The sequence below is a fragment of the Limnochorda sp. L945t genome (assembly GCF_035593305.1).
In the GTDB taxonomy this organism is placed as follows: domain Bacteria; phylum Bacillota; class Limnochordia; order Limnochordales; family Geochordaceae; genus Carboxydichorda; species Carboxydichorda subterranea.
The window spans coordinates 1,785,157-1,801,566 of the sequence record NZ_CP141615.1; the positions used below are offsets into that span (position 1 = coordinate 1,785,157).

Genomic DNA, 16,410 nt, shown 5'->3' on the forward strand with positions numbered 1-16,410 from the left:
CCTCGTTGCGAGAGAGGGCCCCTTGCCAATGGCCGGCCGCACGGCCGGCCATTCGTTTCATGTCGTTTCGCCCGCGTTCTCGAACAGCCGCGTCGCCTGGCGCATGCAAAGCCAGGTCAACACGGCGCCCAGAGCCAGCAATCCCACCGTCGCCGTCCCCAGTGCCCACGAGAGCTCGCCGCTCGCCCGCCACACGAGATACCCGGCCCCGCCGGACACGGCCGCCGTCGCCAGGGCCACCACCATCCCCCACAGGCCGTTGATGTTGCCTTTCATGGCCTGCTGCGGGCTGTCCCAGTTGGTCACGGGCCGCAGCAGGTCGACCCAGAGCCCTCCGGCGGTGCTCGGCCACAGGCCCGCTATCCCGATGGCCAACCCCACGGCAGCCGTCTCGAGCGGCATCTTCACGACCCACCATGCCACCCCCGCCATGACGAAGGCCGTGGCCAGGCCGAACGGCGCTGCGACCAAAAGGCGCGCCCCCACCTGCTCGCTCGGGGTCGCCGGGAGCGCGGCCACCTGCGCCAGTCCTTTCCCCTCCCGAGAGATGGACGTGGGCGCGACCTGGTTGGAGCCCATGAAGATGATGAGCCCCGCGAGCGCGGCCGCCAGCCACCGAGGGTCGACCCCCTGCAAGAGAGCGATCACGCTTCCGCCTGACTCGTCGCTGGGTATGAAGAGGAGCATCATGGCGACGACCAGCGGGGGCACGAGCACGTTGGTCACGACCGGCAGCATGAAGGGCGGCGTCCGCAGAAGCAGCCGCCACTCCCGCACGGCCAGCGCCACCATCCGGCTGCGCGCCGGCCTGCCGAGCAGAGTCGCTGCGAGGTGCCCCCCTTCCCGGGCCCCACCCTCGCGCCGCTGCCGTCGCGCCGGGGGCTCCTCCAGGCCCGCCTGAACACCCGCGAAGTACCACCGTTGCGCGAGCGCGAACGCGGGCGCCGTCACGATCACCGATGCCGCCGCGAACCACAGCAGCCACTCCAGGCGCTGTCCCGCCGCCGCAACCACCGCTGTGCCCGCCGGCCCCGCCTGTCCCGCCTGGCCCATCAACGCTCCGGCCGCCCATCGGGCGGGCGGGTAGTATCGCACGGCCTCCAGGATCACGGCGTTGGGGGTTTGCAGCATCCGCACGATCGCTGCGGGGTCCGACATGCGCGGCATGATCCGGACGTTGAGGTACTGGTAGCCCATGGCGAGGGCCAGCCCCACCAGGCTTCCCACCACGTACAACAGATCCCGCCGCCGGCCGACCGCCGTTCCCCGTCCCACCACCACGGCGATCAGCGTAGCCACCCCGAGAGGCAGCACGGGAATCCACAGCCACAGCCACACCGCCGCCGTCCAGTACAGCGGGTCACCGGTCAGCCGGACAGGGCTGTCGAACAGGGCTGCCACCCGCCCCGGATCGGCCATCAGCGTACCGACGTCGGGCGGCAGGACGGAAGCCGCTGCAACGAACGCCGGAGCGGTCGCCGCCACCGTCACCAGGAGCACGTCCAGGTAGAGCGTGGCGAACCGCACGCCCATGACGGTCGCCGGCTGCAGCGGCATGGCCATGAGGCGCGGCACGTCGGACGAGAAGAAGAGGCTCGAGATGGCGAAGGCCACGCCGAAGACCACCACCAGCAGCTGCGCCCCCATCACCGCCATGATGGGTAGCGCCATCGGCTGCCCGGCGACGACCATCCCGATGTGCAGCGTGCGCATGAGGAAGAAAAAGCCAGCCTCGGCCGCCCCGATGCCGAACAGCATCAAGAGCGCCAGAGCGCCGACCACGATCGGATTGCGGGTACCTCCAACGTTGCTGCCGATGCTGGCGCCGGCGTTGAGGTGCCCCGCCATCGTCACCCGCAGGGCCGAAAGCCACCCCGGGCGCGCTCGCTCCATGCGGCGCACCACCCGCTCCGGGATCCCCCGGGTCGCCGCCTCGCCGGCTTTCACCGTGCCTGCGCTCGACCGGTCGCCCATGTCGTGAGAAGCCCCCTACCGAGCGCTGTCGGGCAGGTGGGCTTGCGTCACCTCCAGGAAGATCTCCTCCAGCGTCTGGTGGCCCCGTGCATGCAGGGCCCGCATCTCTTCCAGGGTACCGCTGGCGACGAGCCGCCCGTGGTGGATGATGCCGACCCGGTCGCACAGGCGCTCCGCGACATCGAGGACGTGCGTCGAGAAGAAGACCGTGCCGCCCTGATGGGTGTGCTCGCGCAGGAGCTCCTTCATGACGTACGCCGAACGCGGGTCGAGCCCGACCAGGGGTTCGTCGAGGACCAACAGCCTCGGCCGCACCATCAGGGCGCCCACCAACGCCAGCTTCTGGCGCATGCCGTGCGAGTAGCTCGCGATGGGATCCTCGATGGCCTCCGCCAGCTCGAGCTGCTCGACCAGCGGCCAGGCCCGCTCGACCCGCTCCTCGGCCGGGATGCCGTACACGTCGGCCAGGAACGAGAGGTACTCGTACCCGCGCAGGCGCGGCCACAGCTCAGGGGTATCCGGCACGAACCCGATGCGCCGCCGCACCTCCGGGGTCGACGGCACGGCCGGCATCCCGTCGACCTTTACGCTGCCCTCGTCAGGCCGCAGGATGCCCACGATCACCTTGATGGTGGTCGTCTTCCCTGCCCCGTTGGGGCCCAGGAAGCCGTAGATCTCCCCCCGGCGCACCTCCAGGTCCAGGTGGTCGACCGCGCGGGTGCCGGTGCGGGCGTATGTCTTGACCAGCCCGGAGATGGCCAACATGACGCCGTCCGGGGCGAGGTCTGGCGCACCCGCTGGAGCACCGGCGAGACGGGGCTCGGTTGGCATGGCACGAGTGGTCTCCTTTCGACCCGAGCAAGACCGAGCTTGCGATTGCCGGCGTTGCCCCTCCCTATTTTGCCAGGGCGCCCCCGGGGCCTGCCGCGCCGTTGGCCGGTCGCGCGCCGGCCACCAGAACGACGTGCACTTCCCCGGGCCCGTGGACCCCGATGGAGAGGTCGTTTTCGATGTCCGCGCTCCGGCTCGGGCCGGTGACGAGGACCACGGAGGAGGCGTCGAGCCGCCCGAGCGGGACGTCCTCCAGCCGGGCCACCAGCGCACGCTCGGGTACGACCGCCACGTGCACCCACGGGAGCAGGCTCACGGAGCGGCCCCGACCCGGGCCCGAGGTGAGCACGAGCGTCCCGCTCGCCGCCACCGCCCAGTCCACGGTGGTCACGCCTACCAGAGCACGGGCCGCGGCCTCCCGGAGGCCGCCGGCACCAGGGCTTCCTGGCCCGCCACGGTCCGGCTGGCCCTTCCACACGACAGCAGGGATGCCCTGCGCCGCCAGGTAACCCTCGATGCCTGCTTCGCGCAGGAGCGGGTCGTCCCACACCACGACCACCGGGTCGCCCGGGCCCCGCGCCGGGATCATGGCATGCCGGCCGGCGTCAAGGTGCTCCCTGGCGATGGCGGCCACGAGTGCGCCCAGCTCGCCCGCCCCATCGTGCACCCGCACGTGCAGCTTCTCCAGCTCCCGCACCAGCCTGGCCCGCAGCGCCTCAGGAGCGTGCACGATGGCCCTCGAAGGGCGCCGTTGCTCGTGACCGAGACCGGTCGCACCGGCCTGCACCGCCATGGCCTGCCCGGCAGGCAGCCCATCGACGCGCGTCCGGTCGCGCACCGGATTGACAGGAGGCGTCGGGCCGCGCGCCGCTTGCCCGCCGGGCGCATCCTGCCGCCGCCGCTGCTCCCACCATTCGTGGAAGCTGCGGGGAGCCGGGGGCGGCAGGTCCCGTGCGGCCGTCCAGTTGCCGAGGATGCCGGGGGCAGGGATGCGCCGCGCGGCTATCTGCCTGGCTACCATCCGCCCCGACCTGACGCTCGCCCGAAACGCCCAGGGCCGCTCCCACGCCCTTGCCAGCGCCCTCAGCGGAGGCCCCAGCCCGCTGTCGTCCATGCCTTTGCGGACGATGTCGGCCCGCTCTTCGAGGATCAGCTCGTGGAGCGGGATGCCCACGGGGCACACCTCGGTGCAGGCCGCGCACAGCGAACACGCCTCGACCGGCAGCGCTCGCCAGTCGCCCAGCCCGAAGAGCTGCGGCGTGAGCACCACCCCGATGGGCCCGCTGTAGACGCTCCCGTACGCGTGGCCCCCGACCTGCTGGTAAACGGGGCAGTGGTTGAGGCACGCCCCGCAGCGGATGCAGTGCAGCACCTCCTGGTAGCGGGACTTTCGCAGCTTGCGCCGCCCGCCGTCCAGGAAGACGACGTGCAGCTCCTCGGGGCCGTCGGTCTCGCCGCTTCGCCTGGGGCCCGTCACCAGGTGGGTATAGACCGACAGCTTCTGCCCGGTGGCGCTACGGGCCAGCAGGTGCAGGAAGACCGGGAGGTCGTCCAGGCGCGGGACGAGCTTCTCCACCCCGACCAGCGCCACGTGCACCCGGGGCACGGTGGTGACCATCCGGCCGTTGCCCTCGTTGGTCACGAGCACCAGGGTGCCCGTCTCGGCCACCACGAAGTTGGCACCCGAGATCCCCATGCCGGCCTCGAGGAAACGCTCCCGCAGCACGCGCCTCGCCACCCGGGTGAGCGTGGGCGTGTCGGTCGCCACGACCTCCCCGACGAGGTGCCCGAACAGGCGCCCGATCTGCTCCCGGGTCTGGTGGATGGCCGGGGCGACGATATGGGAGGGGGTTTCCCCCGCCAGCTGCACGATGAACTCCCCGAGGTCGGTCTCCACCACCTGGACGCCCCCCAGCGCCAGTGCCGCGTTGAGGTGCACCTCCTCGGTGGCCATCGACTTGGACTTGACCGCCAGCCGCACGCCGGCGTCCGCCGCGATACGGCGCACGATCTCCCCTGCCTGGAAGCCGTCGGCCGCGTAGTGCACGTGCCCGCCCGCCGAGCGGATCGCGGCCACGGCTTTCTCCAGGTAGGCGTCGAGGTGCTCCACCACGTCCCGCTTGATCGCGCGCGCCCGGCGCCGCAGCTCCTCGAAGCCGGCTGCGGCCCACCCCTCCCGGGCCATCGCCTCGAGCTCGTCCAGCGCTGCCCGGCGGGCCGACGCAAACCGTCCGGTGGTAAACCGGACCGCCCGCCTCAGCCGGGCGTCGGCCAGGGCCTCGCGCACCCGGTGCCGGAAGGAGCTCACGCTCATCCGACCGCCCGCCCTTCCTCCCGAAGGGCCTGTGGCTGCGCCCGCTCGGCCTGCGGCAGCGCCGGCTCCATGAGCCCCATCCCCTCGGCGAGCAGCTCGGCCACGTGCATGAACCGTAACGGCAACCGCCGCTTGCTCGCCCGCCCCATCAGGTGCAGCAGGCATGACGCGTCGGCGCTGATGACGAGCTCGGCTCCCGCCGCCGTGATCGCGTCGAGCTTGGCGTCGGCCATGGCCGCCGACAGCTCCGGCGACTTGACCGCAAAGGTGCCTCCGAAGCCGCAGCAAAGCTCGGCGCCCTCGTACTCGACCAGCTCCAGGCCCTCCACCGCCCGCAGCAAGGCCAGGGGCGGCTCCACGACGTGCAAGAGGCGCGTGGTGTGGCAGGAGGCATGATAAACCGCCCGGGCGGGAAAGCGGGCGCCGAGGTCGACCTGGCCCAGCACCGACACCAAGAAGTCGGTGAACTCGACCACCCGGGAGGCCACGGCTCTCGCCCGGCCCGCCAGCAGCCCGTGCCCCACGAACATGGCCGGATAGAACTCCCGCACCATGGCCGTGCACGAACCCGAAGGGCTGACGATGTAAGAGGGCGGCCCCCCTTGCCCGCCGTCGAACACCTCGACGAAGTGGCGCGCCAGCCGGCGGGCCTCGTCGCGATAGCCGCTGTTGAAGTGAGCCTGCCCGCAGCAGGTCTGGCCTTCGGGAAACTCCACCGTCACGCCCAGGTGCTCGAGAATGCGGACCACGGCCATGGCCGAGCGCGGGAAGAAGAAGTCGTGGATGCACCCGGCAAACAGCGCGACGCGCATCTCACCGACGCCGGTGATCCGAGCGGCCATCGGGAGAAGCCCCCTATCGACGGCCGCCGCGCCCGCCGGCACGCGGCGGCCCCTGCCGATCGCCGATGATCCAGTTTACACGAAGGCCCCGCCGGCTCCTTGATCCCGGAGGCGCTGCTTTGCGTCCTCAGCCGGCGGGTCCACCCTTGGGTGACGGCTTGGGGCCCTTCTGGCTTTGGCCTCCCTGGTTGGAGTCGTCCTGCGTGGGTTCGGCCGGGCCTTGCTGCTTGCCGCCGCTCGATGCGCCGTCGTCCCCCGGGCCGGGTTGGCCGGGACCTGCCTGCGGCGACGCGGCCCTCTCCTGCGGCATATGCCCGAGGGACTCCTCGATGAACCGGTCCAGGCTCCACTCATCGGCCGTCCTTGGACCGGGCGGCGTGCCGGTCTGGCCGTGCTGTAGCTCGCCCGTATCGCCGCGGATGGCCGCCGCCTCGCGCTCCCGCACGGTCCACCGGTAACGCAGCGATCGCAGCTCGACGGCGCCGCTATGAACGAACAAGCGGGTCGTCCCGTCGGGCAACACCTGCAGGCGAAACAGCGTGCCCCGCACGCCCGCCACCGCCGTGGGCGTCTCCACCTCGAACCGCCAGATCCTGCCGAACGCCGCCGACACCTCGGCCCACAAACTGCCGATCTTCAAGTACGCGGCGCCGAACGCTCCCTCGGGTCGCACGGTCTGCCGCGCCAGCTCGCGCAGTTCCTCGGGGGAAAGGCTGCGATACCCCGCGCCGACTTGCAGGAGCGTCCCCGGTTCCACCCAGAGCCGGGCCGGCGGCTGGGCCAGGGCGACGGAGAGTGGCGGGCCGCCGGCATAGACGAGCTCGACCCGCCCGGACGTGCCGGTACGGATCCAGTCTCCTGCCGCCAGCGCCTGCCCTCGCAGGAGCGGGCGCCAGCCGTCCGGCGCGCCGCCAGCACGCCACGCCACGTCCCCGCTCACCTGGACGACGCGCACGCTCACCGGCGGAGGACTCGCCGCGTCCGCCGGCAGAGGAGACGGCCCGAGAAGGGCGGCCCACCCCCACGCGGCGATGGTCGCGGCCAGCAAGGCCGCGACCCATCCCGCTCGCCGTACCGGGGCCGTGACGGCGGCCCGCTCCGGGCGGAGCGGCTTACTTGCCCTTGCCACCCTTGCCGCCCTTGCCACCCTGACCGCCGCTACCCCCGCCGTTGCCGCCCTTGCCGCTGCTCCCTCCGCTCTGGCCGCCTCCGTCGTCCTCGTCGTCGTCGGACGAGGGTCCTTGCTGCCCGTTGCCGGAGCCGCTCGCCGGGCCGAGGTGCTGCTCTTCATGTTGCCTCACCTGCTCCCGCAGCTGCTCCTGCTCTCGGAGCTGCTCCCGAAGGCGCAGCTGTTCGCGCAGGCGTTCCGCCTGTTGGGCCGGCATGACCTCGATGGCCTTCTCCATGTCGACGACCGCCGGGCCCTGACCCGCGGACACGTGGAGCTGCATGCGGATGTGCAGCGCGAGCCGGCTCTGCTCTTCCAGGCTCATCTGTTCGAGCACTTGCACCATCGTGCGCAGCCTCTCCTGGTCCTGCGCCACGATCCGCAGCTGCACGCCGTCATCCGTCGACTCCGCCCAGTAAAACCCTACCCCGGGCTGCCACTCGATGACCCCTTCCGCCAGCGCCGGGCCGCCCATCACGAGCACCGCCGTCAGCACCAGGATCGGCGCGACCACTGCGGCCGGCCACCACCGCTTCGCGCTCTTTCGCTTCCCTTCCATCCGGCCTTCCCCCTCGGGAGCTTACTCGGGACGGGTGCGATCGCCTGTCCCTGGCTCCATTGTCCAACGTTGCCAGGGCGCGCTCTGTGACACCCGTCACACAGCGAGGGGCCCCGGACCATCTCCGGCCGCGAGTCCGGTCTTGCGCCACCGTACCACCGCCACCGGCTCGCGACGCCCGCGAAGCGTCACCGTCTCGGGGTCAAACCGTTGCCATCCACGAGGCGCGGGCGGCGGCACGCCCGTCTCCGTCCTCGCCGCTTCCATGGCGGGGACGGACGCCACGACCTCCCCCGGCCCTGCCAGATCCTGCAGGCGGCTCGCCAGGTTGACCGCATCCCCGATGGCGGTGTAGTCGAGCCGCTCGGGAATGCCCACGTTGCCGACGATGACCTCTCCCGCGTGGATCGCCACTCGCACGTCGAGCGCGCAGCGCCCGCTCGAAGCGCGCGCCCGGTTGAGCGCCTGCACCCGCTCCACGATGGCCATGGATGCCAGGAGCGCCCGCCTGGCGGCACCGGGGCCCCCCACCGGCGCGCCGAAGACGGCCAGGATGCCGTCGCCCAGGTACTTGTCGAGCATACCGCCGGCTTCGAGCACCGGCCGGGCCATCGCCTCCAGGTAAGCGTTGAGCGCCTCGACCACCTGCTCGGGGGCGTGGCGCTCGGCAAACGGGGTGAACGAGCAGAGATCGGCCATGAGCACGGCCACCTTGCGGCGAGCGCCGCCCACGGCTGGAAGGTCGGAGGAGCGGATCAGTTCCTCGAGTACCTCCCGGGCGACGTACCGGCCGAACGCCATCTCGACGTGCCGGCGCCGGCGGCGCTCTTCCACTACCGCCTGCGCTCCTGCGGCGATCTGCGTGCCGAGCAGCCCCATGGCCGGCGCGGCCATGGGGAGCCACCAGCCGGCCCAGACGAAGAGGGTCACGGCGGCCATCTCATAGAGCCCCAGCAAAGCGAGGGGCACCAGCAGTCGCCCGCCTGCTCGGGCCGGCCCGCCCCGGCGCCCGCTCGCGGATCCGGCCGCCGCCCAGGCCAGGCCGACCAGGACGGCGGAGATGGTCGCGCTCCACCCCCCGGCCCGCCGCACTGCCCCCGGATCGAGCAACGCCCGAACGGCACCGGCGTGCACGAGCACGCCCGGCACGGGCCCCAGGCGCGCCAGGGAGGTGAGGTGACGGTCGGCGCCCGCGACCCCCGGTGCGGTCACCCCCACCAGTACCACCCGGCCCTCGATCCAGGACGGATCCACGGTGCCGTCGAGCACGTCGACCAGGGAGTAGGTCGGGAAAAGCGCGGTCACCGACAACGGCCATCGCACGACAGGAGGACGCCTCCAGTCGATCCACCAGACCGAGCTCCCTCCCGCCGCCGGAGCCGGTGCGGCCCGAGGGGACGGTGGCCCGGCCGAAGTCGTAGCGCCGCTCGCCTCGTTGGCCAGCGCCGCGAGCACGGCCGCCATCGGAAGAGGCTCCCCGGGCTCGGAGACGAGCCGGCGCACCCTCCCGTCGGGGTCGACGGGGTACCGGATCGACGCCAGGTGCCGTACCGCCCCGGCCAGCTCGGGGAAGGGCGCCTCCGCCCCGCCCGGCATCACCAGCCCGTCGAGCCTGCGGGCCGCTTCGATCAGGGCCCGCACGTCCGCAGGATCCCGGGGACGCTCCTTCAGCATCACGTCGAAGCCGACCGCGGCCGGGCGGCTTCGGGCCAGCACCTGCCACAGCCGGGCGTGCACCGAGGCGGGCCAGGGCCAGGCTCCCAGCCGCTCCAGGGAGCGCTCGTCGACGGCGATCACCGCGATACGGGAGGCCGCTCGGCTGGGAGGCCCGGCGGCGAATCGCACGCCTACCACCCGGTCGTAGGCCATGAGCTCGAGCGGCTCCCACAGGCCCAGGAGCTGGCCGCCTGCCGCAAGCACGACCAGGGCAGCAGCGAGTGCCGCCGTGCGCGCGAGGCGCCCGCGGCCGTCAGCCGGCGGGCCGGAGAACGAGGTAGCCACCCAGGGCCACCAGCACGCTCAGCAGCGTGCCCACCAGGTAGTACTCGGCGAATGCCCTGTCCTCGAGCTCCCGAAAGCGCGCGATGGACTTGGCGGCGATGACGAAGCCGACGGCCGCGTGCGACCCGAGGAGCAGGAACGAGAGGATGAGCGCCCGCTCCACCATCCCCACGTAGGTGCCCGTGCGCGGTACCTGCCGCTCCCCCGTGGCGGTGAACCCCGTGCCGGCCGGCACCGTCCGAGCCGCCTGGAGCACGAGCCGCACCAGCACCGCCCCTCCCAGCACCACGGCCAGATAGACGGCCGCCAGCCGCCAGGCTTCCTCGTGGGCCAGCACCCGGGCTGCCGAGGCTCCTGCCACGAAGCGAAGGAGCAGATCCGCCCCGGTCCAGGGCCGCAAGAAACCGGGAGGAATCAACGCCACGACGAACACGATCACCCACACGTGCACCAGCTGGTCGGCCACGAACGCCCAGGCCCCGGCGGCGCCGCCCGCCGGCGCTCCGCGGTCGAGGCGCGCCCTCGCCCGCAGCAGCCCGTCCTTGGCCACGTCGACCGCCACGTGCACCGCGGCGACGATCACGCCCGCCAGCAGGACCCCCGGCGACCACGCCGCCACCGAGAGCGCCCACGAGAGCACGAGGTGCGTCAGGCCGTGGACGAGGTAGGCGCGAGCCTGGCCGTCGAGCCGGCCCTGAAAGACGCCGTCCGTCTGGAACAGGAAATCCGCCAGCACGTGGGCGGCAAGGAAGATCCAGACCAGCGTGGATCCCACCGCGCCGGGCGGCACCGTCGAGCCCCACAGGCCCTCCAGCGACAGCGGCGTCACCCTCCTACCGGTGAAGTACGGCGTTTCACCGCTCTACAGGTGCAGCCCTCTCCAGGGACCGCCCCAGGGCCCGCTCCGCCTCCCGGATCACGGGCCAGCGGGCGGCGGCGCAGCGCTTCTGGACGTTTTGCAGGGCCACCCCGACCTCCGAGGCGGCCGCGGCGTAGGTACCCCGGCGCTCGTAGGCGTCGACGGCCTCCCACTGCGCCTGCGTCCAGCGCTGCACGATGGCGTCCACCAGGGAGAGCGTCACGTTGACCCACGCCTCGTGCTCCGGATCCGGGCCCGAAAAGCGCGTCGTCTCGCCCCGCACCTCCCCTGCCCGGGCCAGGGCTTGCCTGGCCCGGTGGAAGGCCGGCCCATCCATCTCCCACGAGCTGGCCGCCTGCATCGGCGTGTCGATGGTACCCCATCCGATGCCCACGCGCAGCCTGAGCGCCGGGCGCACCGCCGCCTGGCGGGCCGCCCAGCGGAGCCGGCGCACCATGGCGAACGCCTCGACGCCGGGCACGAGCACGCCCTGCACCTCGTCGCCCGCCGCGCCCGAGAAGGGTACCGCGATGAGCCCGGCCCAGGCGCGATTGAACGCCTCGAGGCTCTCGGCGAGGGCCCCCATCAGCGCGCCCTTCGGCTCGACCGCGCGTGAGCCGATGACGTCCGCCGTGATGACGATCCACCGAGGCTTGCCCGGCTCTTCCGCCGCTCCGGGTGACACGCTGCCGCCCGCCGCCCGCTCCTCCCCGGCTCGTCCCCCGGCCACGCCGCTTCACCCTTCTCGTGGGTAAGTGCGGGCTTTCACCCGCGCGATGGTGCACCCTGCCCGCTACCACGACAGGCCGATGCCTGCCGACGTCTCCCACCAGACGTGCTGCGGCGCGTCGACCGGCACCCGCAACGACGCCCCGAACTGCAGGGCCACGGGCACGAGCCTCCACTGCTGCCCGGCGTAGAAGCCCACCCACGGCCCACTCGTCCACTGCGGCTCCTCCTTGGGCAGGTTGTACCCGGCCTGGACGCCGAGCTGGCTCAGGTTGTCCGGTCCCAGGGCCCACAGGTGCCCGGCCCAAAGCGCCTCGAGCTCGTGCGCGCTGCGCTCGAAGGCGACGGCGGCGCCCCACCACTCGCTACCCCCGCTCGGGGCCCAGCGCAACTCGATGCCCCCGGGCATACCCGTCCGGGCACGGATCGTCATCAACGCCATCCCCTGGCTCGCCGCGCAGGCGGGCAAGGCCAGCCCTGCCGCCACAGCGATCGCCACCGCCGCTGCCATGACGAGTGCGCTCCGCCCACCGGTGAATCCCTTCGCTCGCATCCGAGACCTCCTCCACGCCGGGCGTTGAGCCTCGAAGGGCGTTTCGCCACCCGGCGTCGAACTCCCTGGCAGCAGTGGTGAAACTGGCAGCGATGGGCAACAATAAGAGCGTTCTCCCGGAAAACCCAGGGGTGCCGGCCACCCTCTCCCGACAGCCCCAGTGGAGTGTGACCAGGGATGGCAGGATACCTGTGCGACCACTGCCGATACGACTACGGCGACGCCTGTCGCCGGCCCGAGCGCCCCAACGCGCGCCACTGCCCGGACTTCGTCCCCCGGGAAAACCTCTGGACCGCGCCTCCCCCCGTCCAGCTGTCGGCCAGGGAGTTCCTGGACAGCCTGCCAGTCGTCACCCACGGCGACCATCCGGAGATCCGTTCGGCGGCCCGGGAACGGTGGATACGCCGGATTTTCGCCGCGGCCGCCATCCTGGGCCTGGCGACGGCCATCCTCTTGACTGCCCTGCGCTGAGCGGGGCTCGCCGCCCGCACTGCTGCCCGGCCGCCTTCCCGGGGCAAGCCTGATGGCGCACTCCCTGCTCGCGGGCTTCGCACTCGGGGCAGCCGCCATGGCGGCCGTGGCGCCCGTACAGGCCGGCTTTGGGTGGATCCGGGTGGAGCGGGCTACGGGGCCATCTGCCGCGCCGCCCGCCTCCCGGGCGCTCGGAGCCGTCCTGCTGGTGGCGGCCGCCGCGCTCGCCGAGGAATGGCTGTTTCGTGGCCTGCTCCTGAGCTTCTTGCGGGGATACGTGGGGAGCGCCGCGGCCATCGCCGTCTCCAGCCTCCTCTTCGGCCTCGCCCACCTCCCCAACGCCCGCCTCGGCGCCTCGCAGGCGACCGTGCCGCTGCAGCAGGCGACCGGCTTCGTAACGGCGTGCGTCTCGGGATGGGCCTTCTCCGCCATGGTGCTGCGCACAGGCGGGCTCAGCATGGCCGTCGGCGCCCACCTCGCCTGGAACCTGGTGCAATGGCCGGTGCTGGGCTTTCCGCTGTACGCGGCGTCCCGGCTCGAGCCGCTCCTGGTCGGGCTGCTGCCGCCGCACTGGAGGGTGCGCCCCGCAGGCCCCTGGTGGTGGAGCGGCGGGGTCTACGGGGCCGAGGCGAGCATCCTCGCCGTCCTGGCCTGGCTTGCCCTGGCGCTGGGGATCGGGATAGCTTCATGATCGCGGGAGGTCTCCAAGCGGTGTCGACGTTGCTTTCCCCCTACGCTTTGCGCCGTGTCACGCTGCGTAACCGTATCGTGATGTCTCCTATGTGCCAGTACTCGGCAGGCGAGGACGGGCAGGTCACCGACTGGCACCTCGTCCACTACGGCAGCCGGGCCGCCGGCGGCGTGGGGCTCGTCATGGTCGAGGCCACGGCCGTCGAGCCTCGCGGCCGCATCAGCACCCAGGATCTGGGGTTGTACGACCCCCGCCAGCTTCCGGGGTTGCGGCGGCTGGTGGAGTTCATCCACAGCCAGGGCGCGGCCGCGGGGATCCAGATTGCCCACGCCGGGCGCAAGGCGTTCTCCGCCTCCAAAGGGCGGGGGCCGCAGCATCCGGTCGCGCCCAGCGCCGTTCCCTTCGCCGAGGGCTGGGTAGTGCCCCACGAGCTCTCTGCCGATGAGATGGACCGGGTCGCGCAGGCCTTCGTGCAGGCGGCCCGCTGGGCGGCCGAGGTGGGGTTCGACGTGCTGGAGCTCCACGCTGCCCACGGGTACTTGCTCCACGAGTTCCTGTCGCCCCTCTCCAATCGCCGCGCCGACGAGCACGGGGGAAGCCTGGAAGGGCGCATGCGCTTCCCGGTGCGAGTGGCACGGGCCGTCAGGGAGGCGTGGCCCCAGGGGCGTCCCATGCTGGTGCGGCTCTCGACGACCGACTGGATCCCCGGCGGCTTCGACGTGGAGCAAGCCGTGGCGGTGGCAAGGGCGCTCCAGGAGGCCGGCGTCGATGCCATCGACTGCTCGTCCGGGGGCATGGCAGGCGCCGCGGTGGCCGAATACCCCGGGTTCAACGTCCCGGCAGCCCGTCGTCTCCGTCACGAGGCCAAGATCCCCACGATCGCCGTGGGGCTCATCACCAGGCCCGAGCACGCCGAGGCCATCCTGCGGCAGGGGGACGCCGACCTGGTGGCCCTGGGCAGGGCGCTGCTGCGGGAGCCTCACTGGCCGCTCCATGCCGCCCGCACCCTCGGCGACGCCGCACCGTGGCCCCGGCAGTACCTGCGCGCAAAAGAGCGCGTCGACCTCTAAAGAGAGCGGGGCCGGCTAGCGGGGCCGGCTAGGAGCCCTGGCGCAGGGCCGCCAGCCACCCCGTACGGCGGGTGAGCAGGATCGAGCCCCGGTACACCCGCTCGGCCAGCAAGAGCGTCAGCCACGCCGCCACCAAGGACGTGGCGACGCTGATCAGGATGTGGCTGACCGGTACCGCCGTCATGACCAACCGGGTAAACATCGCCATCGGCCCCACGAACGGCACCATCGAGCCGACGACCGCAACCCGGCCTGTCGGGTCGGCCATGCCGACGGCCGCCACCATGTAGGCGGCCAGGATCAGCAGCACGGGCGGCCAGACCGTCTGGTTGGCCTCCTCGGGCCGGCTGGCGAGCGAGGCCGAGGCAGCGAACAGCGCCGAGTAGCTCATGAATCCCAGCAAGAAAAAGAGGATGAGGTACCCCAACAGCCACGGCGGCACCGCCGAAAGCTCCACCGGAAAGCCGACCAGCCGGCTCAGCTGCTGCTGCAGCGCCGTGCGCTGGATCACCAGCGCCACCGCCGCGGCCGCCCCCCACGCCAGGTACTGCACCAGCGACGTCAGCGACACGCCCAGGAGCTTGCCGCGCAGGATCTGGGACGGCCGGGCGCCGACCAGTACCATCTCCACGACCCGGTTACCCTTCTCCGCCGCCACCCCGTTGGACACCGCCTGGCCGTACAGGATGAGCGTCATGTAGAGGGCGAACATCAACAGGTACGCCATCCAGAAGCTTATCATCTCGCCGAGGTCGGACGCACTCCCGGCCGCCACCGGGGAGCGGTGCGCGGCCTCGGGGGGCTTGATCTCCTCCACCTCCACCTGCGCAGGAGCCTGCAGCCCTGCCACCTGCTCGGGAGCGATGCCCCATCGCCGGGCCCGGTCGGCTACCGCCACCGGCGTGGCGAGCTGCTGCACCCCCCGCACCACCGCCCCGGAGACCTCCTTGCCTCCTACGACCCAGCGCAACTCGCCCGCCTGGTCCCGGTCCACGTACAGGAACTCGCCGATCTTGCCGTCGGCGGCCGCCTGCTTGAGCTGCTCGAGCGAGGGAGCGGCCTCGCCGGCGAAGGCCTCGGTCTCGGCGGCGCGCTTCCAGACGATGTGGGGCCGCACGAGCTCGGGCATGGCCGCCTGCACCCCTTGCAGGGCGCCGGCCGCCTGCCCCGTCCGATCCGACACCACGACCGTCGTCTCGGTGGGAGCCGTCCACCGGGCCAACAGCCCCGGCAGGAACGACAACGAAAGGATGGCCAACACGCCGACGATGGTGCCGAAGAGAAACGCGCGCGAGGCGACCAGCACCCTGAACTCCCGCTTGGCCAGCACCCAGACGGTCCTCACCGGGCCTCCTCCTCACCGGCGACGGCCTCGGCGCCGACTGTCTCCACGTAGACGCTCTCGAGCGAAGGGTAGGTCAGCTCGAACAGGCGCAGCCGCCCCAGCCGGGAGGCCTGCCCGACCAGCTCGTCCGCCAGGGTCTCCCTTTCGGGTGCGCCATCCTGCCAGGCGACCTCCACCACGCCCTGCGGCCGGTGCCGTACCGTGAGATCCCGCCTGGCGAGCTCCTCCAGCCACCGGGCCAGCTCGTCGCCGGGCGCCACCCGCCCTGCTCCATCTCCCGGCGTCTCCCACGCCAGGCGCAGTACCCGCCGGCCCGTGCGCCGCCGCACCTCCTCCACCGCCCCGGTGACCAGCACCCGGCCACGCGCGATGAGAGCGAGGGCGTCGCACAGCTGCTCCACGTGCTCCATCCGGTGGCTCGAGAACAAGATGGTGGCTCCCCGCTCCCGCATGTGCCGGAAAGCCCGCATGAACAGCCGCACGTTGACCGGGTCGAGCCCGCTGAACGGCTCGTCGAGCACCAGCAGCTCCGGATCGTGCAGGCAGGCCGCAGCGAACTGCACCTTCTGGGCGTTGCCCTTGGACAGGTCGTCCACCTTGCGCTCGATGATGTCCTGCATGTGGAGCAGTTCCACGAAAGTATCGATGGCCTGCCGCAGCGCCTTGCCGGAAAGCCCCCGCAGCTCCCCGAAGAAGGCGAGCTCGTCGCGCACGCGCATGCGCGGGTAGAGCCCGCGTTCCTCCGGGAGGTAACCGAAGCGAGCCGGTGGCACCTCCTCGATCGGCCGGCCCTTCCACCGGATGGACCCGCCGTCGGGCTCCAGGATGCGCAGGATCGCCCGCATCGTCGTGGTCTTGCCGGCGCCGTTGGGGCCGATGAGCCCGAAGACGGTGCCCTCAGGCACCTCGAAGGTTACGCCGTCGAGCGCCCGGACGGCTCCGAAATGCTTGACCAGTCCCTCTATCTCTAGCGCCATGGAAGCCCCTCCAGCCCCCTCTGACG

Annotated in this window: 15 protein-coding genes; 3 read left to right on the forward strand and 12 right to left on the reverse strand. The window is 72.2% G+C overall.

Annotated features, from left to right (window positions below; genetic code table 11):
• Nucleotides 1-57: 57 nt before the first annotated feature.
• From U7230_RS08370 to U7230_RS08415, 10 genes are all read right to left on the reverse strand, one after another.
• Nucleotides 58-1,974: an ABC transporter permease gene (locus U7230_RS08370; RefSeq protein WP_324715394.1), complete on the reverse strand. Its 1,917-nt coding sequence runs from the start codon at nt 1,972-1,974 to the stop codon at nt 58-60.
• Between the two features lie 15 nt (nt 1,975-1,989).
• Nucleotides 1,990-2,805: an ABC transporter ATP-binding protein gene (locus U7230_RS08375; RefSeq protein ID WP_324715395.1), complete on the reverse strand. Its 816-nt coding sequence runs from the start codon at nt 2,803-2,805 to the stop codon at nt 1,990-1,992.
• 64 nt (nt 2,806-2,869) lie between these two features.
• Nucleotides 2,870-5,119: a LutB/LldF family L-lactate oxidation iron-sulfur protein gene (locus U7230_RS08380; protein WP_324715396.1), complete on the reverse strand. Its 2,250-nt coding sequence runs from the start codon at nt 5,117-5,119 to the stop codon at nt 2,870-2,872.
• Nucleotides 5,116-5,961, reverse strand: coding sequence for a (Fe-S)-binding protein (locus tag U7230_RS08385; protein WP_324715397.1), 846 nt, complete (start codon nt 5,959-5,961; stop codon nt 5,116-5,118). The genes U7230_RS08380 and U7230_RS08385 overlap by 4 nt, the downstream gene beginning before the upstream one ends.
• A gap of 127 nt (nt 5,962-6,088) precedes the next feature.
• On the reverse strand, nt 6,089-7,090 hold the full coding sequence (locus U7230_RS08390) for a FecR family protein (RefSeq protein WP_324715398.1): 1,002 nt from the start codon (nt 7,088-7,090) through the stop codon (nt 6,089-6,091).
• Nucleotides 7,074-7,688, reverse strand: a complete 615-nt coding sequence (locus tag U7230_RS08395; protein ID WP_324715399.1) for a hypothetical protein — start codon at nt 7,686-7,688, stop codon at nt 7,074-7,076. The genes U7230_RS08390 and U7230_RS08395 overlap by 17 nt, the downstream gene beginning before the upstream one ends.
• Before the next feature lie 96 nt (nt 7,689-7,784).
• On the reverse strand, nt 7,785-9,689 hold the full coding sequence (locus U7230_RS08400) for a CHASE2 domain-containing protein (protein WP_324715400.1): 1,905 nt from the start codon (nt 9,687-9,689) through the stop codon (nt 7,785-7,787).
• Nucleotides 9,658-10,518 carry a DUF3307 domain-containing protein gene (locus U7230_RS08405; RefSeq protein ID WP_324715401.1) on the reverse strand — a complete coding sequence of 287 codons (861 nt, stop codon included), beginning with the start codon at nt 10,516-10,518 and terminating at the stop codon, nt 9,658-9,660. The genes U7230_RS08400 and U7230_RS08405 overlap by 32 nt, the downstream gene beginning before the upstream one ends.
• 25 nt (nt 10,519-10,543) lie before the next feature.
• Nucleotides 10,544-11,278 (reverse strand): SatD family protein, encoded by a 735-nt coding sequence (locus U7230_RS08410; protein ID WP_324715402.1) that lies wholly within the window; start codon nt 11,276-11,278, stop codon nt 10,544-10,546.
• Nucleotides 11,279-11,341: 63 nt separating this feature from the next.
• Nucleotides 11,342-11,830 carry a hypothetical protein gene (locus U7230_RS08415; RefSeq protein ID WP_324715403.1) on the reverse strand — a complete coding sequence of 163 codons (489 nt, stop codon included), beginning with the start codon at nt 11,828-11,830 and terminating at the stop codon, nt 11,342-11,344.
• Between the two features lie 177 nt (nt 11,831-12,007).
• Here U7230_RS08415 and U7230_RS08420 point away from each other — a divergent pair, with 177 nt between their 5' ends.
• From U7230_RS08420 to U7230_RS08430, 3 genes are read left to right on the forward strand one after another with little or no spacing between them, the layout of a single operon-like run.
• The gene (locus U7230_RS08420; protein ID WP_324715404.1) at nt 12,008-12,301 is read left to right on the forward strand and encodes a hypothetical protein; all 294 of its coding nucleotides are present in this window, start codon (nt 12,008-12,010) and stop codon (nt 12,299-12,301) included.
• A gap of 52 nt (nt 12,302-12,353) precedes the next feature.
• Nucleotides 12,354-12,992 carry a CPBP family intramembrane glutamic endopeptidase gene (locus U7230_RS08425; protein WP_324715405.1) on the forward strand — a complete coding sequence of 213 codons (639 nt, stop codon included), beginning with the start codon at nt 12,354-12,356 and terminating at the stop codon, nt 12,990-12,992.
• A gap of 20 nt (nt 12,993-13,012) precedes the next feature.
• On the forward strand, nt 13,013-14,062 hold the full coding sequence (locus U7230_RS08430; protein WP_324715406.1) for an NADH:flavin oxidoreductase/NADH oxidase: 1,050 nt from the start codon (nt 13,013-13,015) through the stop codon (nt 14,060-14,062).
• 28 nt (nt 14,063-14,090) lie between these two features.
• Here U7230_RS08430 and U7230_RS08435 read toward each other — a convergent pair whose 3' ends face one another.
• Both U7230_RS08435 and U7230_RS08440 read right to left on the reverse strand, forming a co-directional pair.
• Nucleotides 14,091-15,407 (reverse strand): ABC transporter permease, encoded by a 1,317-nt coding sequence (locus tag U7230_RS08435; protein ID WP_324715407.1) that lies wholly within the window; start codon nt 15,405-15,407, stop codon nt 14,091-14,093.
• Nucleotides 15,404-16,384, reverse strand: coding sequence for an ABC transporter ATP-binding protein (locus U7230_RS08440; protein WP_324715408.1), 981 nt, complete (start codon nt 16,382-16,384; stop codon nt 15,404-15,406). The genes U7230_RS08435 and U7230_RS08440 overlap by 4 nt, the downstream gene beginning before the upstream one ends.
• Nucleotides 16,385-16,410: the final 26 nt, after the last annotated feature.